The organism is Marinobacter sp. NFXS9, from assembly GCF_040148665.1.
Lineage (GTDB): Bacteria > Pseudomonadota > Gammaproteobacteria > Pseudomonadales > Oleiphilaceae > Marinobacter_A > Marinobacter_A mangrovi.
This window is the reverse complement of the sequence record NZ_JAGDDW010000001.1, coordinates 386,249-407,804: the sequence shown is the minus strand read 5'-3', so window position 1 is coordinate 407,804 and position 21,556 is coordinate 386,249. Positions and strand designations below refer to the sequence as shown.

The window sequence follows — 21,556 nt, the reverse complement described above, 5'->3', positions numbered from 1 at the left end:
GATCGCGCAACAGACACATCCTTCCAACTGCGGTGATGGAATGTCGCCTATGGCCACCCAACAGTCCGGAACTCCACCCTCGTCCTCACCGGGCATACCGTTGATCGACACCCCCCGGCGCGTCGCCTTTATCCTTCGTGAGCATTTCTCCATGGTTGCGTTCACGGCAGCCGTGGACACCCTGGTGACAACCAACCTCGTCACACCGGAGCCCGTCTTCGAACACATCACCATCGGGGTCGCGTCGGGCACGGTACTCAGCGATCTGGGCATTGAAGTCTCAACCAGCACAACCCTCGACCATTTCCGGATCCATGCGGATCGGATCGACATGCTGGTGGTGTGCGGCGGGTATCGGAGTCCACTGGAGGTCACGCCCCGCCTTCTGCACGCCCTCAAAGCTGCCGAGCAGCAAGGCATCCGGATCGCGGGCTTGTGGAACGGTGGCATCGCATTGGCCCAGGCAGGCCTGCTGAACGGTCGGGAGTGCGCGCTGCACCCGGACAACCATGCCTACGTCAAAGAGCATTTCCCGGCTATCAGCGTGTCAACGAACGCGTACGTGATTGACGGCGCCTACGCTACCTGCGCCGGCCCGGTCAGCACGCTGGAAATGATGCTGAAGCTGATTGGACAGATGCTGCACAACGCCCAGATCGTCCGCGCTGTCCGGGAAATACTGAGTTGCGACCAGGTGGCCGAGCAGGTGGGGCCAATGCCTTTGAACGTAGGCGATGACCCGACCTTCCCGGCCGCCGTGCAAACCCTGCTGGCGTTAATGCGGGCCAACATTGAAGAACCGCTGTCCCTGACGGAACTGGCCGAATGTGCCGACATCTCACGGCGTCAGATGGAACGCCTGTTCCAGACCCATCTCGATACGACGCCGTCCCGCCACTATCTGGAACTTCGGCTGGTCCATGCCCGCCGCCTGCTGATGCAGACCAACAAGACGATCCTCGACATCGCCCTGGCCAGTGGCTTTGTCAGCAGCAGTCACTTCAGCAACTGCTTCCGGGATTACTACGGCATGGCGCCGACCGTGGCTCGCCATGAACGGGACGAAAAAGACAGCACCGACTGACCGAGCTCCACCCTGCCCGCCCATTCCTGCCGCGGCTTCCGGTCGCAACCTATTCAATCTCCTGACCGTCCTGTCGCAAATCCTTGCCTGCGTGTCGTGCCAGAGCAGATCGGCCTGGCCGCAAAGGCCTACTATTTTCGAATCACGTCACGCCTGGCTCTTCAGGTTCCAACCCAAACAACAGGATTCAGGACGCATGTTCGACAAAAGCCAAACCATTCACGTTTACGACGAAGCCCTCTGGGCAGCCATGCAGGACGAAGCGGCCCGCCAGGAAGACCACCTGGAGCTGATCGCTTCGGAAAACTACACCAGCCCGCTGGTGATGGAAGCCCAAGGCTCCTGCCTGACCAACAAATACGCCGAAGGCTATCCAGCCAAGCGCTACTATGGCGGCTGCGAACACGTCGATCGCGTCGAGCAGTTGGCCATTGACCGCGCCAAGAGCCTGTTCGGCGCCGACTACGCCAACGTCCAGCCGCATTCCGGTTCCCAGGCTAACGCCGCGGTCTATATGGCCCTGCTGAACGCCGGTGACACGGTCCTCGGCATGAGCCTGGCCCATGGCGGGCACCTGACCCACGGGGCTCATGTCAGCTTTTCGGGCAAGCTGTACAACGCCGTTCAATACGGTCTGGACGAAGCCACCGGGGAAATCGACTACGACCAGGTCGAGGCGCTGGCCCGGGAACATCAGCCGCGCATGATCGTCGCCGGTTTCTCGGCCTATTCGCGGGTTGTTGACTGGGCCCGTTTCCGCCAGATTGCCGACGAGGTGGGCGCCTACCTGATGGTGGATATGGCCCATGTGGCCGGTCTCGTGGCCACCGGTTTCTACCCCAACCCGCTGCCCCATGCCCATGTGGTCACCACCACGACCCACAAGACCCTGCGCGGCCCACGCGGCGGCCTGATCCTCAGCAAGGGCCAGCCAGACCTGGAGAAGAAATTCAACTCGGCGGTGTTCCCGGCCGGCCAGGGCGGTCCGCTGATGCACGTGATCGCCGCGAAGGCCGTGGCCTTCAAGGAAGCCGCTGAACCTCAATTCCATGCCTATCAGCAACAGGTGGTGATCAATGCCCAGGCCATGGCCGATGTCTTCATTGAGCGCGGCTACGATGTGGTATCCGGCGGAACAGATAACCACCTGTTCCTGCTGAGCCTTGTCAAGCAGGGGCTGACCGGCAAAGCCGCCGATGCGGCCCTGGGTGACGCCCACATCACCGTGAACAAGAACGCGGTGCCGAACGATCCGGAATCGCCATTCGTGACCTCAGGTCTGCGTATCGGCTCGCCGGTCGTCACCACGCGCGGCCTGGGTGAGTCGGACTGCCGGGCGCTGGCCGGCTGGATCGCCGACATCCTGGACGCCATGCAGCAGGGTGATGCCACCACGACCATCAGTGAGGTGCGCGAGAAAGTCAGCCAGCTTTGCCGGGATTTCCCGGTCTACCGCTAGCGCCGCTGCGCAGCCATCAGTCGCTCTTATCGGTCTAAACTGATAGGAGCGGCAACCTTTCATACACCCATAAAGGACGTTGCCATGGCTATCAGTCTTTTCGATATGTTGAAGATCGGCATTGGTCCGTCCAGTTCCCACACGGTCGGGCCTATGGCTGCCGCACGACGTTTTGTGCGGGGTCTGGCCAAGAATGGCCGGCTCACCGACGTCGCTCGTGTCGACATCCAGCTATTCGGCTCGCTCGGTGCCACCGGCAAGGGCCACGGTACCGGGCCCGCTGTCCTGATGGGGCTGGAGGGGCATCGGCCCGACCGGATCGATCCCGAGATGCTCCAGCCCCGGGTTGAGACCATTCTCAGCGAGGGGAGACTCAGCCTGAACGGGGAGCACAGCATTGCCTACAATGACGCCGAAGACCTGACCTACCACCGCAAGGAAACCCTGCCCTATCACCCTAACGGTATGCGGTTCACAGCCTTTGATGACACGGGCGCCGTGATCCGCGAACGCACTTACTATTCGGTAGGCGGTGGTTTTGTCGTGGATGAGAAGGCGGCCGGGGCCGACCGCATCGTCGAGGACCAGACGCCCTTACCCTATCGGTTCAAGACCGGCGCCGAACTGCTGGAACAATGCGACACCCACGACCTCTCCATCGCCGAAGTGATGATGGCCAACGAGCAGGTCTGGCGGTCGGAGTCCAAAGTCCGTGATGGCATCCTGCACATCTGGCAGGTCATGCAGGAGTGCGTCCAGAACGGCATCCGCAATGAAGGCACACTGCCCGGTGGCCTCAAAGTCAAACGCCGCGCCGCCTCGTTGCACAGCCTGCTGATGGCCGCGGACCGGAAGGATCTCATCTCGCCCTCCCTGAGCGCCATGGACTGGGTCAACCTCTATGCCCTTGCCGTCAACGAAGAAAACGCGGCCGGTGGGCGCATGGTGACGGCGCCAACCAACGGCGCCGCCGGCATTATCCCGGCGGTGTTGCATTACTACTGGAACTGGTGCCCGGAAGCCGACGAAGACGGCGTAATCCGCTTCCTGCTGACCGCCGCCGCCATCGGCATCCTGTTCAAGGAAAACGCCTCCATTTCCGGCGCGGAAGTGGGCTGTCAGGGCGAAGTCGGCTCCGCCTGCGCCATGGCCGCCGCCGGGCTCGCCGCCGCGACGGGCGGCTCGCCGCGACAGATCGAGAACGCCGCAGAGATCGGCATGGAGCATCACCTCGGTCTCACCTGCGATCCCATCGGGGGGCTGGTCCAGGTGCCCTGCATCGAACGCAACGCGGTGGGCGCCGTCAAGGCTATTAACGCCGCCGTAATGGCGCTGCGCGGAAACGGCGAGCACTTCGTGTCACTCGATAAAGTCATCCGCACCATGCGGGACACCGGCCGCGACATGCTCGACAAGTACAAGGAAACCTCCCGCGGCGGTCTCGCCGTCAACGTCATCGAGTGCTGACCACCCTCCATTGCCGGCCATCCCTGGCCGGCATCCTCAAATCCTCAGCCACCCTGTCGCAAATCCTCACGGTCGTGTCGCGGTCAAGCAGATGGGCCGCCGGACGCACACATACTATTTCTACATGTCAGCGCCATCGCGGGCCGGCCGCCCAGAGAACCGGCGCTGATTCCAAATAAGCGAGCCAGACTTGACCACCGTCTTTACTAGGAGCCAGTCATGCAGAAATATTCCGGATTCGGGCTGCTGAAACACGCCCTGACCTACCACGAAAACTGGCAGCGTGTCTGGCGTAACCCTAAACCCAAGCGCAAGTACGACGTCATCATCGTGGGTGGCGGTGGTCACGGCCTGGCAACGGCCTACTACCTGGCCAAGGAACACGGCATCACCAACGTGGCGGTGGTTGAAAAAGGCTACCTGGGCGGCGGCAACACGGCGCGTAACACCACCATCGTCCGCTCCAACTACCTGTGGGACGAAGCCGCCCTGCTCTATGAGCACGCGATGAAGCTCTGGGAGGGCCTGTCCCAGGACCTCAACTACAACCTGATGTTCTCCCAGCGCGGCGTGCTGAACCTCGGCCATACCTTGCAGGACATGCGCGATATCCAGCGCCGGGTCAACGCCAACCGTTTGAACGGCATTGACAGCGTCGCACTGGACACCCAGGGGGTGCAGGACATCGTGCCGATCATGGACTGCAACGCGAACCGGCGTTACCCGGTGCTGGGCGCATCCTGGCAGCCCCGTGCCGGTGTCGCCCGGCATGACGCCGTCGCCTGGGGCTTTGCCCGCGCCGCCGATGCCATGGGCGTTGATTTGATCCAGCAGTGCGAAGTCACTGACATCGTCACCGAGGATGGGGCGGCCGTTGGCGTAGAAACCAAGCAGCACGGCGTGCTTCGTGGTGACCGCATCGGTTGCGTCGTGGCCGGGAACTCCGGTGTGCTGGCCAAGATGGCCGGCTTCGAGCTGCCGGTGGAATCGCATCCCCTGCAGGCGCTTGTCTCCGAACCGATCCGCCCCATTCTGGACACGGTGGTCATGTCGAATCACGTCCACGGTTATATTTCCCAGTCCGACAAGGGCGACCTGGTGATCGGGGCCGGTATCGACGGTTACAACGGCTACGGTCAGCGGGGCTCCTATCCCACGATCGAACATACGCTCCAGGCCATCGTGGAAATGTTCCCGATCTTCAGCCGGGTGCGCATGAATCGTCAGTGGGGCGGCATCGTCGACACCTGCCCGGATGCCTGCCCGATCATCTCCGATACGCCGGTTGAAAACCTCTTCTTCAACTGCGGCTGGGGGACCGGCGGCTTCAAGGCGACACCCGGCTCCGGTCACGTCTTTGCCAGCACGCTGGCCAAAGGCAAGGCCCACGAACTGGCCAAGCCCTTCTCCATGTTCCGGTTCCATAACGGTGCGCTGATCGACGAACACGGCGCTGCAGGCGTCGCCCACTAACGGAGGACATTCCATGTTTTATATCTACTGTCCCTATTGCGGCGAGCACCGGGAAGAAGAAGAGTTTCATGCCAAGGGCCAGGCGCACCTGGCTCGCCCGGCCGATCCGGATGTCTGCAGCGACGAGGAATGGGGGAATTTCCTCTACTTCCGCTCGAATCCCCGCGGCCTGTACCACGAGCTCTGGGTCCACGCCATAGGCTGTCGCAAATTCTTCAACATCGCCCGCGACACCCAGACCTACGAGATCCTGGAAACCTACCGGATCGGCGAGTCGCCGAGCCTGTCCCAATCCACCGAACAACTGCAGTCCTGAGAGGCGAACCATGACCCAATCCAACCGTCTCCCGCGCGGCGGCCGTATCGATCGCAGCCGCCCGCTGACCTTCCAGTTCAATGGGCAGACCTATCAGGGCTTTGCCGGCGACTCTCTTGCCTCCGCACTGCTGGCCAACGGGGTCGACGTCATCGGTCGCAGCTTCAAGTACAGCCGCCCGCGCGGCATTGTGGCCGCCGGAGCCGAGGAACCGAATGCGGTTTTCCAGATCGGCGCCACCGAAGCGACCCAAACCCCCAACGTCCGGGCCACACAACAGGAACTGTTCGAAGGACTGGTCAGCCACCCCACCAGTGGGTGGCCGAACCTCAAGTTCGACTTCATGGGGGTCATGGGGACGATCCTGGGGCGGATGCTGCCGCCGGGCTTCTACTACAAGACCTTCATGTTCCCGCAGGCCGCCTGGGACACCTACGAGAAATACATCCGCAAGGCCGCCGGTCTGGGGCGCTCCCCCCGTGAGCCGGATGCGGACATCTACGATCACCTGAACCAGCACACTGATGTGCTGGTGGTGGGCGCCGGTCCGGCCGGCCTTGCGGCCGCGCTTTCGGCGGCCCGTTCCGGCGCGCGGGTCATTCTCGCCGACGAACAGGCTGAAATGGGTGGTTCGCTGCTGGATGGCGGCGATACCCTGGACGGCCAGCCCGCCGCGAAGTGGCTGAAGGCCACACTGGAAGAGCTCGCCAGCTACGACAACGTCCTGCTGCTGCCCCGCTCCACCGTCAACGGATATCACGATCACAACTTCCTGACGATTCATGAGCGGCGCACCGACCATCTCAGCGATCGCGCGCCGGCTGGCCAATCCCGCCAGCGTCTGCATCGGGTGCGCGCCCAGTGGGTCGTCCTGGCGACCGGCGCCCACGAACGGCCGCTGGTGTATGGCAACAACGATCTGCCGGGCTGCATGCTCGCGTCCGCTGTATCGACCTACATCAACCGCTACGCCGTGGTTCCAGGCCAACGTCTGGTGCTGATGACCACCAACGACAACGCCTACCGGACCGCCTTCGACTGGCAGGATGCCGGGCGTGAGGTGGTGGCGATCGTCGATACCCGCCAGGGTGCCGCCGGTGCCTGGCAAGCGGAAGCCCGCCGGCGGGGCATCAAGGTCCTGACCGGCCATGCCGTGATTGAGGCGCGGGGACGCAAGCACGTCCAGGGCGCGGTCGTCAGCGGACTCAGTGCCGATGGCAGTCAGGCACTCGGCAGCGACCAGGTGCTGGTGTGCGACACCATCGCCACCTCCGGCGGCTGGAGCCCGGCCGTGCATCTGTCCTGCCATACCGGCAGTCGCCCGATCTGGGATGACGATGTGATTGGCTTCGTGCCGGGGAAAACCGTTCAGAAGCAGCTGGTGGCGGGAGCCGTAGCCGGCCACTTCGGCCTCAACGAATGTCTGGAAGAAGGCGCCAGCCTCGGGGCCCTGGCGGCCACCAATGCCGGCTTTACCGCGGAACCCGCGGCCGTGCCTGCGGCGGAAACCCGCCCGGAAACCCGACCGATGGCGCTGTTCTGCGTGCCGCACCACAAGCGCAACAGCCGTGCGCCCAAACAGTTCGTGGACTTCCAGACCGACGTGACCGCTGCCGCCATCGAGCTGGCCACCCGGGAAGGTTTCGAGTCCATCGAGCACGTCAAGCGCTACACGGCGATGGGCTTCGGTACCGATCAGGGCAAGCTGGGCAACATCAACGGCATGGCGATTGCCGCCAAGTCGCTGAACCAGACGATTCCGCAAACCGGCACTACCATTTTCCGGCCGAACTACACCCCGGTGACCTTCGGCGCCATCGTCGGTCGGCATGTGGACGACCTGTTCGATCCGAAGCGCTACACCGCCATGCACGAGTGGCACGTCAAACACGGCGCCAAGTTCGAGGACGTCGGCCAGTGGAAACGTCCCTGGTATTACCCGAAGCCGGGTGAAACCATGCAGCAGGCGCTGAACCGGGAGTGCCTGGCCACCCGCAACAGCATAGGCATTCTCGATGCCTCAACGTTAGGCAAGATCGACATCCAGGGCAAAGACGCCCGGGAGTTTCTCGGCCGGGTCTACACCAACGCCTGGGCCAAGCTGGCGGTCGGTAAATGCCGTTACGGCCTCATGTGCCATGAGGACGGCATGGTATTCGATGATGGGGTCACATCGTGCCTCGGTGAAAACCACTTCCTGATGACCACCACCACCGGCGGTGCGGCCGGCGTTCTGGAATGGCTGGAACTCTACCACCAGACCGAGTGGCCGGAGCTGGAAGTCTACATGAACACCGTCACCGACCACTGGGCCACCATGACCATCGCCGGACCGAACGCACGCAAGCTGCTGGCGGAGCTGACCGATGACATTGATCTCGACCGGGATACCTTCAAGTTCATGGACTGGCGCCAGGGCACCGTCGCCGGCGTACCGGCTCGGGTCTTCCGCATCTCGTTCACCGGTGAGCTGTCCTACGAAATCAACGTCCAGGCGCATTACGGCCTGCACGTCTGGGAAAAGCTCTTCGAGCACGGCGCCAAGTATGACCTCACGCCCTACGGCACCGAGACCATGCACATCCTGCGCGCCGAGAAAGGCTTCATCATCGCCGGACAGGACACCGACGGTTCGGTGCATCCCTACGATCTGGGCATGAGCTGGGCCGTGAAGGAAGACAAGCCGTTCAGCTTTATCGGCAAGCGCGGCATGAAGCGGGAAGACTGTGTACGGACCGATCGCAAGCAGTTGGTCGGCCTGAAGACCCTCGACCCGGGCATCGTCCTGCCGGAAGGTGCCCAGGCCGTGGATGACCCGAACCAGCCGAAGCCGATGCGGATGCTGGGCCACATCACTTCCAGCTATTACAGCGCCAACCTGAAGCGTTCGATCGCCATGGGTGTGATCCGCAACGGTCACAACCGTGAAGGCGACATCGTCTACTACCCACTGGAAAACGGCCGCGTCGTCGAGGCGGAAATCTGCGGCACGATCTTCCTGGACCCGAAAGGAGAGCGTCAAAATGTCTGAAGTCACCAACACGGCTGTCGAAACGGCCGTTACGCCTGGCGTCGCTTTGATGGATCAGCAACCGGACAGCACGGTACCGGCCCGCAGCCCGCTCCATCACGTTGCCCGCGCCCAGACCGGTCAGACTTCCGCGAACGCGCGGGTTTTCATCTGGGAAGAGGCGCTCAAAACCCATCTGGTGCTCCGGGGTAACGCCGAGTCCGCCGGCTTCCGGGACGGCGTGAAGGCGGCGACCGGCCTGGACCTGCCTGACGCACTGCAAAGCCAGTCCAAAGGCGACTGGTCGCTGAGCTGGATCACGCCGGACGAATGGCTGCTGGTCGGGCCCGGGGACCAGGCCTTTGCGATGGAAAGCCTGCTTCGGAAGCACCTTGACGGTCACTACGCCGTCATCAACGTCGGCGGCGGGCAGTCCATCGTCCGCCTGTCGGGTGCCGAAGCCCGGTCGGTCCTGATGAAAAGCTGTCCCTACGACGTCCATGACCGCAATTTCCCCGTCGGCAAAATCGTGACGACGGTCCTGGGCAAGACCCAGGCGACGTTACGACGCCTCGGAGAGAGCGACTGGGAGCTTGTCGTTCGTCGCAGCTTCGCCGACTACATCTGGCGCTGGCTGCTGGATGCCGCGGGTGAATACGGTGTGCATGTTGGACCACTGCTCACCGCCGTCAGGGGCCAGGCCAGCCAGAAAGCCGACGCCAGCACCGTGTAGACCGGGTTTTCGAAGACCGACCTCGTCCACCCGGAGGCGGCGCAGAGTAGCCGGACTCCGGGTGAATGCCTTACTGACAACAACGGCCTGCTGAAGAAAACCGGAAGGTATCAACGCCATGACCGCACATGAAGATCTCTGGATACTCACGGCCCAGTGCCCCAGCCGACTGGGCACCGTCGATGTGGTGACCCGTAGCCTCGCAGAGACTGAGAACTATGTCTTTGCGATGAATTCCTTCGACGATCGCGCCACGGAAAGCTTCAGCATTCGCGTCGAACTCCGCCCGCTGGGCGGCCAGCAGTCGCTGGATCGCTTTTGTCAGGTGTTCGAGGACCGGGCCGCGGCTTTCGACATGCAATGGGAGCTGAAAGCACCGGATCATCGCCCGCGCGTGGCGATCCTGGTGTCGAAATACGACCACTGCCTCAATGATCTGCTCTACCGCTATCGCAAGGGCGAACTGGCGATGGACATCCCCCTGATCATCTCCAACCACCCGGATCTCAAGCCGTTGGCGGATTGGCACGGTATCCCCTACTTTCACCTGCCCATCACGCCCGACACCAAACCCCGACAGGAGGCCGAACTCTGGCAACTGATTGAGGATCACAACTGTGAACTGGTCGTGCTTGCCCGGTATATGCAGGTCCTGTCGCCGGAACTGGCCGCCAGGCTGGATGGCCGTGCCATTAACATCCACCACTCCCTGTTGCCGGGATTCAAGGGGGCCAAGCCGTATCACCAGGCCTGGGAAAAAGGCGTAAAGCTGGTCGGTGCCACCGCGCATTACGTAAACGACGATCTCGATGAGGGTCCCATCATCACCCAAGGCGTGCAGTCGGTGGATCATGGGCACTACCCAGAGGATCTGGTGGCCAAGGGGCAGGACATCGAGAGTCAGACCCTGGCTCGGGCCGTGCGCTACCACATCGAAAAACGGGTGTTCCTGCACGGCAACCGGACCGTGGTCTTCCCCGATTGAGCCCGTTCGCCCAGGGTGGCGCTCAGGCGGTCAACGCCCGAACGAATAGAACTCCTCGTTCGGGCGCATGTTGCTGACATTGGCGATGCGGTTGGACATGCCGAAGAAGGCCGAGATGCCTGAAATATCCCAGATGTCGTCCTCGCTGAAGCCATGCGCTTTCAGCGCATCGAAATCGCTCTCTTCGACCTGCTGGGCATTGCGGGACACCTTCATGGCGAAATCCAGCATCGCCTTCTGGCGATCCGTAATGTCCGCCTTGCGGTAGTTGGTGGCAACCTGGTCGGCGATCAACGGGTTCTTCGCCCGAACCCGAAGAATCGCGCCATGGGCGATGACGCAGTACTGGCATTCATTGGCACTGCTGGTGGCAACGACGATCATTTCCCTTTCCGCCTTGGTCAGGTTACCGGGCTTTTCCATCAGGGCATCGTGATAGGCAAAGAACGCGCGAAACTCATCCGGGCGGTGTGCCAGGGCCAGGAACACGTTGGGGATGAATCCTGATTTCTCTTGAACGGCCTCGATGCGCTCGCGGATATCGTCAGGCAGTGTTTCGAGTTCAGGTACGGGGAAACGGCTGATGTTCTTGTTGGCTGTGTGTTCCACGTTGTTCTCCATCGGGTGGACGAATCGATACAGGGGGCTCAGTGAGTCCGCGCAAACGGCTGGCCATACTCAGGCCACTCGGAATCCGGCACGATCACAATCTTGCCCAGGTAACCGCTGCCCCGATTGACGAAATAGCGCTCCGCGTCGTGCAGGTCCGATAATTTGAAGGCCGCATGCAGGACCGGTTTGAGCTGGCCGCCGCGGATCCAGTCCACGAGTTGTTCCGCTTCCTCGCGTGTGCCGTGAGAGACGCCGAAGATCTGGACCTGGTAGAGGTAGATTCGCGTCCACATGATTTCCGTGACGTTATCGGCGCTGGCGCCCGCAATGCTCAGCCTCGGATAGTCCTGGCGCGAATTCATATCGAAAATCATGGCGTCGATGAAGTGATTGGTCATCTCACCGCCCGCCAGATCCATCACGGCATCCAGCGGCGCGCCGCCGGTCACTTCTTTTACTTGCTCCTCGAACCGGCTCATGTCGGATCGGTCCAGCACCGCCTCGGCACCCAGGGCTTTCAGTTCATCGGCCTTGCTTTGTTGGCTCAAGGCATACGGGATGGCGCCGACAATGCGGCAGAGTTGAATCAGTGCCGTGCCGACACCGCCGCTGGCGCCGGTTACCAGGACCTTCTCCCCGGCCTTGATCCGGGCCGACGTCATCATGTGATACGCCGTCTGGTAGGAACACATGCCCATGGAAGCCAGTTCGGCATCCGCGAGTTCCGGGTTGGGAATGTAATGGAACTGATCGGAGGGCAAGGCAACGTATTCCGCGTAGCCGCCGTCGGCCCCGTGGCCGTAATAATCCGGCGTCAGGTTGATGTCCCGCCGCTCGTCCGCGTAGATGTTGAAATCCAGCAGCCCACGCTCGCCAATCCGGGACTCATCGACGCCCTCACCCACGGCGACCACGTGTCCGACGATGTCCGCCCCCTGGATGCGCGGGAACGTCAGCGTCGGCTTGCCCCCCATCGCAAAGGATGTGACGTCGCCTTTGTCCTTGGTGGGATAAAGCCCCTCTCGCGCCTTGCGATCGGTGTTGTTCTTGGCCGTCGCCGTCACTTTCACCAGCACTTGGCCCGGTTGGGGTCTCGGCGTCGGCACGTCCTGATAGACCAGTTTGTCCACGTCGCCGTGGCCGGTCAGCACCATCGCCTTCATCATTCCCGGAATCGCACCTTCATTCATATTGAGTTCCCCTGTTCGATATGGAGGATGACGGCATTGCGTTATCTGGAAACCTTATCAAACCCGATGTCAGATCGCCTATCGGCGATTGCAAACCGGCCGATTCGCTTTGCAATGATTAACGGCAGGCAGGCTACCGCCGCAGCCATCAGCGCCAGCCCATCCGGTGGCAGGACACGGCGACGTTCAGAGGTGAGAATTCGTTTCATGGGCCGGTCGGCCTGATGGCACCCGAAGGCGTTATCGTCTGTTTAGCAGATGACGCGGGTCACCGGGTTGCTCCATATCAATCTCCGCTCAGGGATCATCCCGGAAGACCATCGCTCCGTGGCCGCATCAGGATCCCGGCATAGCGCAGCAGGAACAGGGCGAACGCCAGCATCCAGAGCAGACCGCTCAGCATGACGCCGGACTGCCAGGCAATACCCCCCAGCGCGGTCACCACGCGAACCACGGCCGCTGCCTGGATGGCGAGAAACGCAACGACCATCCCCCGCGGCAGTGTCAGCGGGCGACCTGTGTGACCGAGCGACACCCGCGCCATCACACCGAGGATCAGGCTGGCGACAACCCCAAGGCCGGCGGCATGGGTCCAGACGCTGGCCGGCCAGCCGAAGAGTGAACTCCCTGCGAACAGGAGCAACGCCACCGGTATCCAGAGCAGCGAAAGGTGCAGGATCCACAACAGCGGGTTGCGTGTCACCAGCCAACCTTTCCAGCCGGCAAGGCGCGCCAGCATCAGCGCCGCCGCAACCAGGGCCGTGACCATGGATCCCCACCGTGCGCCTGAGAGGACCATCAACGACAGCCCCAGCATGGCGGCGACCTGAAGCGCATCAAGCGTCGGTGCAACCCGGATCGTTGTCGCCTCGTCCCGACCCTGTTGCCGCAGCCAGCCTGTCGAGAACGCGGGAGTAATCCGACCGCCGATAATCCCGGAGAGCGCCATGGCCAATACCAGCGCACCGGACACAAAGACCGGGTTGAAGGTGCGGACATAGGCGATCTGCATGAACCACAGCAGCCCGAGAACCACTAGAAGCATCAACTGCCGACGTTGACGTGCGCGCCAGATGCGCCAGCCGGCGTCAGCCATGACCAGCGGAATGAACGCCAGGTTGACACCCTGGACCAAAGCCTCGGGCCAGCCCTCCCCCAGCGCCAGCAGCAGGCGCCCGGCCAGCCAGACCAGCCACAGCCCCATCAGGCGAAGCCCGTGGGTGCGCTCGGTCTGTGTCCAGACGCAGGCTGCCGTCAGCAGGAATCCGGCAATAGCGGCGGAGAGGAAGCCGAACAGCATTTCATGCCGGTGCCAGGCCAGGGGTGGCAGAGCCAGCGGCAGGTCCAATCGGCCTGTCACGACCGCCACCCAGAGCGGAACCCAGAGCAGCGCCATAACGGCAACGGACAGGAAGAAGATCCTGAACGGATAGTTGAACAGCTGCCCCGGAGAGGCGGCATCGAGGGATACAGACTGGCTTTGCATGGCACGACATTCCATCGTTGACTCTGTAGCCAGACTAAAGGTATTTCCTTTATTTTAAATACACCTCAATGAGTACACTGACATACCCCCGATGACAGTGGACGCCAGGAAATCACCATGTCGCTCCATATTCTCCTGAAAACCATTCATGTTACGGCCGCCTGCCTGACGGCTGGGCTGTTCACACTCCGTCTGGGCCTAGATGCCCTTGACCGCCCGGGTTGGCGTCACACGCCACTGAGATGGGTGCCACACCTCAATGACACCATCCTGCTTGCGGCCGCTGTTGGCCTGCTGTTCGTCACCGGATGGATGCCCGGCGTACATGGCTGGCTGACGGCAAAGATCCTTCTGCTGGTGGGCTATATCGTAGCCGGGCGCTTCGCCATCAAACCGATGTACAGTCGAAACACCCGAATCGTGGCGGCCATCCTCGCCCTTGGGCAACTGGCCCTGATTTTCTGGCTGGCCATCAACAAGCCGGTGCTGTAGTGAATGTGGGGGCAAAAAAAGGGCGCCCCGAAGGACGCCAAGGTCTAACCCGTGCGTACCCCTAGCACGGATAGGGGGCATTGCGCCTGGAGTAATACCACCAGGTCAGCAGCATGCAACTGGCATAGAAGACGATGAAACTGATCAAGGCGGTGGCGACGCCGCCGGTCAGGTCAATGGACGTGCCATAGGATTTGGGAATGAAGAAACCTCCGTATGCCGCGATGGCCGAAATGAAACCCAGCACCGCCGCAGATTCCTTGTTCGCCGCCTTTTCGGCCTGGGCCTTGTCACCTTTGCCCGCCTCACCCATCAACAGTTCGCGGAAGATGATCGGCACCATGCGGAAGGTGGAGCCGTTACCGATACCGGAGGCCGCAAACAGCACCAGGAACATCAGGAAAAAGCCCCAGAAATTACCGCCGCCCGACTCGCCTGGCAGGAAGCTAAGCACGCCAAGGATACCCAGGATCATCACCGCAAACGTCCAGAAGGTTACGTTGGCGCCCCCCAGTTTGTCCGCCAGAATCCCTCCGACAGGCCGGGTCAACGCGCCGACAAGCGGACCCAGGAAGGCGAACTTGACCGGATCGACGCCCGGGAACTGCATGCCCGACAACAGCGGGAACCCGGCGGCAAAGCCGATGAAGCTGCCGAACATGCCCAGATACAGCCAGCACATACGCCAGTTATCCGCGCGGCGGAAAATCACCGCCTGATCTCGGAAACTGGACTTGGCATCGGCGATGTCGTTCATACCAAACCAAGCCGCAACCGCTGCAATGACGATCAGGGGGACCCAGACGAAGGCCGCATTCTGGAGCCACAGCACATCCCCGGCGTTGCTGCCCGTGACCACGTTCAGGCCGTCGCCTGCCCAGTCACCAAATACACTGCTGGCGATGACCAGGGGGGCGAGCAACTGCATACCGGACACGCCCAGGTTGCCGAGGCCGGCATTCAGGCCCAGGGCCGCGCCTTTCTGGGACTGTGGGTAGAAAAAGCTGATATTCGCCATGCTGGAGGCAAAGTTGCCGCCACCAAAGCCACACAGCAGTGCCAGGATCAGCATGACCAGGTAAGGCGTTCCGGTATCCTGGATGGCAACGCCGATCCACAGGCAGGGCAGGAGCAGCGATGCCGTGGAGATGGCGGTCCAGCGCCGCCCCCCGAAAATCGGAACCATGAAACTGTAGAAAATGCGCAGAGTGGCCCCGGATAGCGCCGGCAGGGCTGCCAGCCAGAAGAGCTGGTTGGAGCTGTAATCGAAGCCAAGCTTCGGCATCTTGACCACCAGGATGCTCCAGATCGTCCATACTGAGAAGGCCAGGAACAGGTTGGGAATCGAGATCCACAGATTACGGCGGGCAATCTGTTTGCCCTTACTCTCCCAAAACTCCGCATCTTCCGGGTGCCATTCGTCGATAACCAGGCCGGACGGGGTGGACAGCTCGGGAAGGTCGGTCTTCTCCTCCTTCTGTTTCCATTCCAGACGCTCGGCGGAACGTATCGCGTGGTGCATCCAGGTGAGCGCCGCGGCTACGATCACGAACAGCAGCATGAAGCAGCTCTGCCAGATGCCGAGAACGTCGTTGAGCATCCCGAAAGTCAGTGGCATCAGGAAGCCACCGAGGCCGCCAATCATCCCGACTACGCCGCCGACAGCGCCAACGTGGCGTGGATAGTAGACCGGAATGTGCTTAAACACAGCCGCTTTGCCCAGGGACATGAAGAAGCCCAGAACAAAGGTCACGACGACAAACACAGGTAGGCTCATCGCCATCCGGAATCCGATGTCGCCACGAATGCCCAGGATTGTATAGTCGGTGGGCGGATAGCTGAGCAGAAAGGTGCAGACGACCGACGCGATCAGGGTCCAGTACATAACCCGCCGGGCACCGTAACGGTCGGACAGCCATCCCCCGAGGATACGGAACAGCGACGCGGGCACGGTATAGAGAGCGGCAATGATACCGGCAGTGGCGATATCCAGCCCGTAGACTTCAATCAGGTAGTGCGGCAGCCACAGCGCCAGCGCCACGAAGCCACCGAACACGAAGAAGTAGTAAAGTGAGAAGCGCCAAACCCGGAACTCGGACAACGGGGCCAGTTGCTGCCGGATCGTTTCCCGGCTGCGGGTTTGGCGCTCGGTCGCAAGAGGGTCTTCCCGGGCGATGATGAAGAAGACGACGCCCATGATGGCTAGCACCGTGGCATAGACCTGGGCGGTCCCCTGCCATCCCAGGGCCAGGAGCAGGAAAGGCGCGCCGAAATTGGTCAGGGCAGCCCCCACGTTCCCGGCCCCGAAGATACCCAGCGCGGTCCCCTGCCTGGACGGCTCGAACCACGCAGCGGTATAGGCCACCCCAACGATGAATGACCCACCGGCCAGACCCACACCGAGAGCGGCAACCAGGAGCGTCGTGTAGCTATCGGCAAAGGTCAGCAGGTAAACGCAGGCGGCCGTCAGCAGCATCACCATCGAAAACACACGACGCCCGCCGATGCGGTCCGACCAGATGCCCAGGAAGAAGCGACTGATCGAGCCCGTCAGTATGGGCGTGGCCATCAACAGGCCGAGCTGGGTTTCGGAGAGCCCGAACTCCTGTTTCAGTCGAAGACCGATGATGGAGAAGATCGTCCACACCGCAAAACAGAGTGTGAACGCAAGCGTTGATATGCCAAGGGCCCGATACTGGTCTCCTTTGGCAGGGATTACTGATGTCGCCATATTGTTCTCCAGATGGCTTTCAGAGAGTTATGGCAACTGTAGAGAGGGCACCGTAAACGGAAATTGATATTTCTCAAGCCGCACCCGCCACCTCCCGTCCAACCTGGGAGATGCGCGCGCACAGGTTAATATTTCTTTTTATTTTCAGATGCTTAGAGGTATATACCACCGATTGGGTAAGGCCTAAGAAGGCGGGATTCATCGGAGGTATCCCGCTTTTTCTTCAGCGGTCCGGCGGCGGTGCGGGCAGCCACGCCTGGCTGTATTGCGCAACCGCCGGTGGGAGGGGTCAAAGTGCATATGCGGCAGGTACCTCTGGACGCACGACGACGTCCAGGATTGAGCGTAAGGTCTTACCTCACACCCACTTCAACCGCCCAGACAGCCACCTCGACCCGGGAACGCAGGTTGAGTTTCTTGAGCAGGTGCTTGACGTGAACCTTGACGGTACCGTCACTGATATCGAGGCGCCGCCCTATCATCTTGTTGGAAAGCCCATCGGCAATCAGCTTGAGAATATCCCGCTCGCGGGGGGTCAGGCTCTCATAGTCCGGCTTTGCCTCAACCGGCGCCTTCTGTGAGCGCAAGGCCTGGGCCAGGAGCGTTGTCAATTTGTCGCTGATCACCATCTTGCCGACGGCCGCCTGCTTGAGCTGATCGATCATGTCCAGCGGTTCCATGTCCTTGAGCAGGTAACCGTCCGCACCGGCCCGGAGCGCGTCCACAACATCGTCCTCATGATCCGATACCGTGAAGATGACGATACGCGAACTGATGTTCTCGGCGCGCAGCTGCTTCAGCGCCTCGATGCCGTTCATATCCGGCATGTTGAGGTCGAGGAGGATGAGATCGGGTTCAATCTCCAACGCCTGTCGGACGCCGTCAGGAGCGTTGCTGGCCTCCCCCGCCACCGTCATGGCCGGCTCCATTTCGATCAGCTGCTTGATGCCCTGGCGTAACAGCGGGTGATCATCGATCAGCAGGATGCTTGCAGGGACGTCGGTCATAGATGCTCCAGGCTCTTTCATTTGCTCGTTTATTATCGATTCACGGCCACCACGTCAGCCGGCCGAGACCTCAGAGGACATTACGTGGCGACTCTTCGGAACGAAGGTTAACAGGATTTCCACTCCACCGTGCTTTCGATTGCCCACAGTCAGTCTGCCCCCCAATGTCCTGGCGCGGTCCTGCATGATGATCATGCCGTAATGCTGCAGCGGCTGGTCGCCCCCCGGCAGGCCAACGCCATTGTCCAGGATGGCGACCTGTACTTGCGGCGAACGGAAATTAACGTGGACGACCACCTCGGTCGCCTGGGCGTGCTTGACCGCGTTGGCCAGCGCTTCACGGATAATCTGCAGGATATGGATCTCCTCATTGGGCGAGAGGATCCGATCGGGCAGTTCGTACTCCAACTGCACCGGGGCTCCAAGGCGTTCGGCAAATTCACCCACTGTCTGCCGTACGGCGGTGGCCAGATCCGGCGTGTCGAGCTTCAGCCGGAAGGTGGTTAACAGTTCCCGCAACTGGCGGTAGGCGCTGTTCAGGCCATTGCTCAACTCATCCAGTATTTCGGCGTGGAATGCACTTTGCTCACCGGCTACTTCCAGGCGGCTGAGCCGGGCGACCTGCATTTTCAGGTACGTCAGGGATTGCGCCAGCGAGTCATGAAGCTCCCGGGCAATCACCGCCCGTTCTTCCGCCAGCGTCAATTGCTGCTCTTCGGTGATCTGACGTTCCAGGAAAATGGCAGTAGCCAACTGGTCACAGAGCGTTTCCAACAATCGCCGTGACGACTCAGGCAATGGCTCACTCGCCGGATACCACACTTCCAGAGTGCCCAGCAGTTGGTCGTTGGTACGGATGGGCAACAGCAAGCGTCGTCCGTCGTTGCCATCGGATGGCAGGGCATCATATTGCTCTGGCGTCACAAGACAGGCGTTGCAATCGTGATCCCGGCAATAGAAAGGGCGCTCACGGGTAGCCGTGACGATCGCCTGGACAGGTTGCGGCATGTTTTTATCGTGCAGGAACAGGCGTATGGGCCCAATGCTGAGCAGTTGCTCCAGTTCCTGCAACATGGGGATGGCGCCGTTGCAGAGGTCGTGACTGGCGAAGAGTGTGCGACTGGTTCGGTGCAGCAGTTCCAGGGCCGCGTTACTGCGCTCCAGCTCCACGGTTTTCTGCCGCGTTTCCGACTCGAGTTGTCGGTAGCTGCGACTGAGCTGGCTGGTCATCTGATCAAAAGCGCTGCCCAGGCGGGAAAGTTCGTCGGAACCGCCCAGGCGGGCTTTCTGGGAAAAATCCTTGCGGGCCACGGCCCCGGCCACGTCCACCAGTCGGCCCAGCGGCTCGATCACCCGTCTTTTCAGGTCCACAAAAAGGAACAGGAAGATCAGGATGGACAGGACCAGGCTGGCGACCTGAACGACGTTCATTACCTGAACGCGGGCTTCGGTGCGTTCCTCCAGCAACAACACAAATTGGTTGATTTCGCTGACAAAGCGCTCGATGTGGTCACGTAAACCCTGCTCAAGAGCCTGCGTCGGCGTTAACGCCATTAACGGTCTGATGTCGTCTTTCCAGCGGCTGAGCACCTCTTGGTATTGCTGGTGCAGGGCATGAGCTGAATCATCCGGCAGGGTATGAGTCAGTTCCGGGGAACGGAGCCGGTCGCCAAACTCATCCACTTGCCGGGACAAATCGTCCCCAGAACGTGTTGCACCCGCGCGGTCGAGCTCATAGACGTCCGAAAGCAGGCCGTAACTGTGCAGGCGCAGCGACCCGGCGATATTAATCGCGGTCGCACTGCCCTGAATGCTGGTGGAAATCATCAGCGACGCCAGCATGTTGGTCAGCGCAACCAGCGTTATGGCGCCGACGAACAGTGTTATGCGGTGTACAAGTGAAGTATTGGATGCCATAGGGATTCGATAAGCCCGTCCTATCTGCCTCATGATAGCAAGTCACGTCCTTTCGTCATCCTTTGTTCCACGCAAACGACGCCCCGCCAAGTGTGATCTACCTCCAATGGCTAACCGCCTACCCCCTGCGGTCATCTCTCTTAAGATTCGTTGCACTCCAATTCCCGCACGCGAAAACTGAATAGGTACAGGAACATCCGACACCCCAGATCCATAGGCGGTGGAGCGCCAGTAATGCAATGAAAGCACCGCAGATACGAAAAGACACACTGCTGTCACTAACAGGTATCCTGCTGCCCAACTATGTCGCCTTCTTTGTCGCATTTGGCTGCTGGACGCTACTTGCGGTGATCGGGGTTCATATCCGGACGCAACTGACCCTGACCGACGTCGAGTTCGGAACCCTTCTGGCGCTCCCCGTCCTTTCAGGCGGTCTGTTGGCCATCCCGGCTGGCATCGCCACGCAAAGGTTCGGCGCCAGACGTGTGATGCTGGGATGTCTGGCAGGACTGGTGCCGGTGCTGGCGAGTCTGGGCCAGGTCGAGAGCCTGTGGGCCTACTTTCTGGTCGCCTGCGGACTCGGTCTGGCAGGTGGGACGTTCAGCGCGGGCCTTCAGTTTATGTCCAGCCGTGCTCCGCCCCGGCATCGCGGACTGGTGCTCAGCCTCTTCTCCACAGGTATGCTCGGAGCCGGGTTCAACTACTACCTGGTCTCGCTAATACACGAAGCCTACAGTTGGCGTTCAGTCTCCACAGCCTACATCATTCTGCTGGTGTTGGTGACGCTCCTTTACGCCCTCCTGACGGACAGCGATCCGCCGGCAGCGGATCGGTCGCGTCAGAGCCGGATCAGGGATCAACTATCGCTGCTCCGGCATGCGGATGTGCAACTGCTGTGCGTGCTTTTCGCCCTGAGCGGCGGTGGAATACTGGCCCTGACACTGTGGCTGCCGGATTTCATCAGCGCCAGCCTGGGTCTGCCGCTCAATACCGGCGCCCTGCTGGCAACGGGGTTTATTGTCCCTGCCTCCGTTTGCCAGGTGCCTGGCGGCTGGCTTGCCGACCGCCTGGGAGCGGTCCCGGTTTTACGTCGCGCCCTGGCGGCGTCCCTGCTTCCCGGGCTACTGCTGTCCTACCCCAGCATGTCGCTGGACGTCGAAGGTGCCACCCACATCCTGCACCTGCAGTTTGGCTGGTCCATCATGGTTGAAGTGAGTTTAATCACCCTGTTGGGCATGCTGTTGGGAGTCGCCTTTGGCAGCCTGTTGCGACTTCTTGTGGAGCTCCAGCCGGATCACGTTGCCTTTACCGCCGGCCTGGCGTTGCTGTCCGTTTGCCTTTCCGGCTTTCTCCTGCCGCTGCTGTTCGCGATGGCGAATCAATGGATTGGTGTTCGCAGTTCTGCCTTCATGCTCCTTTTCGGTTTCTCGGCGCTAACCCTCCTTGCACTGACCCTCCATAGCCGACGGCATATGCGCCACCGGCTGCTAAAGGGGGATAAGATTCTATCCCCTTGGGGGTAGAACCCGGCTATGTCGGGGTAACCACGCAGATTCCAGGGTTTTTCCTGTTCACAATGAGTGTCGTGCAATAA

General features: G+C 61.3%; 17 protein-coding genes. 10 read left to right on the top strand and 7 right to left on the bottom strand.

What is annotated here, in order from left to right; all coding sequences use genetic code 11:
• Positions 1-49: 49 nt before the first annotated feature.
• The 8 genes from J3364_RS01790 to purU all read left to right on the top strand — a co-directional run bounded on the left by J3364_RS01790 (position 50) and on the right by purU (position 10,527).
• Positions 50-1,084, top strand: a complete 1,035-nt coding sequence (locus J3364_RS01790) for a GlxA family transcriptional regulator (RefSeq protein ID WP_349556199.1) — start codon at positions 50-52, stop codon at positions 1,082-1,084.
• 196 nt (positions 1,085-1,280) lie between these two features.
• Positions 1,281-2,543 carry a serine hydroxymethyltransferase gene (gene glyA, locus J3364_RS01785; protein WP_349556198.1) on the top strand — a complete coding sequence of 421 codons (1,263 nt, stop codon included), beginning with the start codon at positions 1,281-1,283 and terminating at the stop codon, positions 2,541-2,543.
• An 84-nt stretch (positions 2,544-2,627) separates the two neighbouring features.
• The gene (locus J3364_RS01780; protein WP_349556196.1) at positions 2,628-4,010 is read left to right on the top strand and encodes an L-serine ammonia-lyase; all 1,383 of its coding nucleotides are present in this window, start codon (positions 2,628-2,630) and stop codon (positions 4,008-4,010) included.
• A gap of 219 nt (positions 4,011-4,229) precedes the next feature.
• Positions 4,230-5,483 (top strand): sarcosine oxidase subunit beta family protein, encoded by a 1,254-nt coding sequence (locus tag J3364_RS01775; protein WP_349556195.1) that lies wholly within the window; start codon positions 4,230-4,232, stop codon positions 5,481-5,483.
• A 13-nt stretch (positions 5,484-5,496) separates the two neighbouring features.
• Complete coding sequence (locus tag J3364_RS01770) at positions 5,497-5,799, top strand: sarcosine oxidase subunit delta (RefSeq protein WP_349556193.1); 303 nt, start codon at positions 5,497-5,499, stop codon at positions 5,797-5,799.
• Between the two features lie 10 nt (positions 5,800-5,809).
• Positions 5,810-8,830: a sarcosine oxidase subunit alpha gene (locus J3364_RS01765; RefSeq protein ID WP_349556191.1), complete on the top strand. Its 3,021-nt coding sequence runs from the start codon at positions 5,810-5,812 to the stop codon at positions 8,828-8,830.
• 49 nt (positions 8,831-8,879) lie between these two features.
• Positions 8,880-9,542, top strand: a complete 663-nt coding sequence (locus J3364_RS01760; protein ID WP_349556776.1) for a sarcosine oxidase subunit gamma — start codon at positions 8,880-8,882, stop codon at positions 9,540-9,542.
• Between the two features lie 118 nt (positions 9,543-9,660).
• Positions 9,661-10,527, top strand: a complete 867-nt coding sequence (gene purU / locus J3364_RS01755; RefSeq protein WP_349556189.1) for a formyltetrahydrofolate deformylase — start codon at positions 9,661-9,663, stop codon at positions 10,525-10,527.
• 30 nt (positions 10,528-10,557) lie between these two features.
• On the opposite strand, the gene J3364_RS01750 is transcribed toward purU, so the two are convergent.
• The 4 genes from J3364_RS01750 to J3364_RS01735 all read right to left on the bottom strand — a co-directional run bounded on the left by J3364_RS01750 (position 10,558) and on the right by J3364_RS01735 (position 13,815).
• Positions 10,558-11,136, bottom strand: coding sequence for a peroxidase-related enzyme (locus J3364_RS01750; protein WP_349556187.1), 579 nt, complete (start codon positions 11,134-11,136; stop codon positions 10,558-10,560).
• A gap of 38 nt (positions 11,137-11,174) precedes the next feature.
• Positions 11,175-12,329: an alcohol dehydrogenase catalytic domain-containing protein gene (locus tag J3364_RS01745; protein ID WP_349556186.1), complete on the bottom strand. Its 1,155-nt coding sequence runs from the start codon at positions 12,327-12,329 to the stop codon at positions 11,175-11,177.
• A 41-nt stretch (positions 12,330-12,370) separates the two neighbouring features.
• Positions 12,371-12,538: a hypothetical protein gene (locus J3364_RS01740; RefSeq protein ID WP_349556185.1), complete on the bottom strand. Its 168-nt coding sequence runs from the start codon at positions 12,536-12,538 to the stop codon at positions 12,371-12,373.
• A 95-nt stretch (positions 12,539-12,633) separates the two neighbouring features.
• Positions 12,634-13,815, bottom strand: a complete 1,182-nt coding sequence (locus J3364_RS01735) for an NnrS family protein (RefSeq protein WP_349556184.1) — start codon at positions 13,813-13,815, stop codon at positions 12,634-12,636.
• A gap of 117 nt (positions 13,816-13,932) precedes the next feature.
• On the opposite strand from J3364_RS01735, the gene J3364_RS01730 reads away from it, so the two are divergent.
• Positions 13,933-14,307, top strand: a complete 375-nt coding sequence (locus J3364_RS01730) for a SirB2 family protein (protein ID WP_349556182.1) — start codon at positions 13,933-13,935, stop codon at positions 14,305-14,307.
• A gap of 61 nt (positions 14,308-14,368) precedes the next feature.
• On the opposite strand, the gene J3364_RS01725 is transcribed toward J3364_RS01730, so the two are convergent.
• The 3 genes from J3364_RS01725 to J3364_RS01715 form a co-directional block, all read right to left on the bottom strand.
• The gene (locus tag J3364_RS01725) at positions 14,369-17,038 is read right to left on the bottom strand and encodes a nitrate/nitrite transporter (protein WP_349556180.1); all 2,670 of its coding nucleotides are present in this window, start codon (positions 17,036-17,038) and stop codon (positions 14,369-14,371) included.
• A 353-nt stretch (positions 17,039-17,391) separates the two neighbouring features.
• Positions 17,392-18,045: a two-component system response regulator NarL gene (gene narL, locus J3364_RS01720; RefSeq protein WP_349556178.1), complete on the bottom strand. Its 654-nt coding sequence runs from the start codon at positions 18,043-18,045 to the stop codon at positions 17,392-17,394.
• 54 nt (positions 18,046-18,099) lie between these two features.
• A complete protein-coding gene (locus J3364_RS01715) occupies positions 18,100-19,962 on the bottom strand; it encodes a histidine kinase (protein WP_349556177.1) in 1,863 nt (620 codons plus the stop codon).
• Positions 19,963-20,201: 239 nt separating this feature from the next.
• Between J3364_RS01715 and J3364_RS01710 the strand changes: the two genes are divergently transcribed.
• Positions 20,202-21,485, top strand: a complete 1,284-nt coding sequence (locus J3364_RS01710) for an MFS transporter (RefSeq protein WP_349556175.1) — start codon at positions 20,202-20,204, stop codon at positions 21,483-21,485.
• The last annotated feature ends 71 nt before the right edge of the window (positions 21,486-21,556 follow it).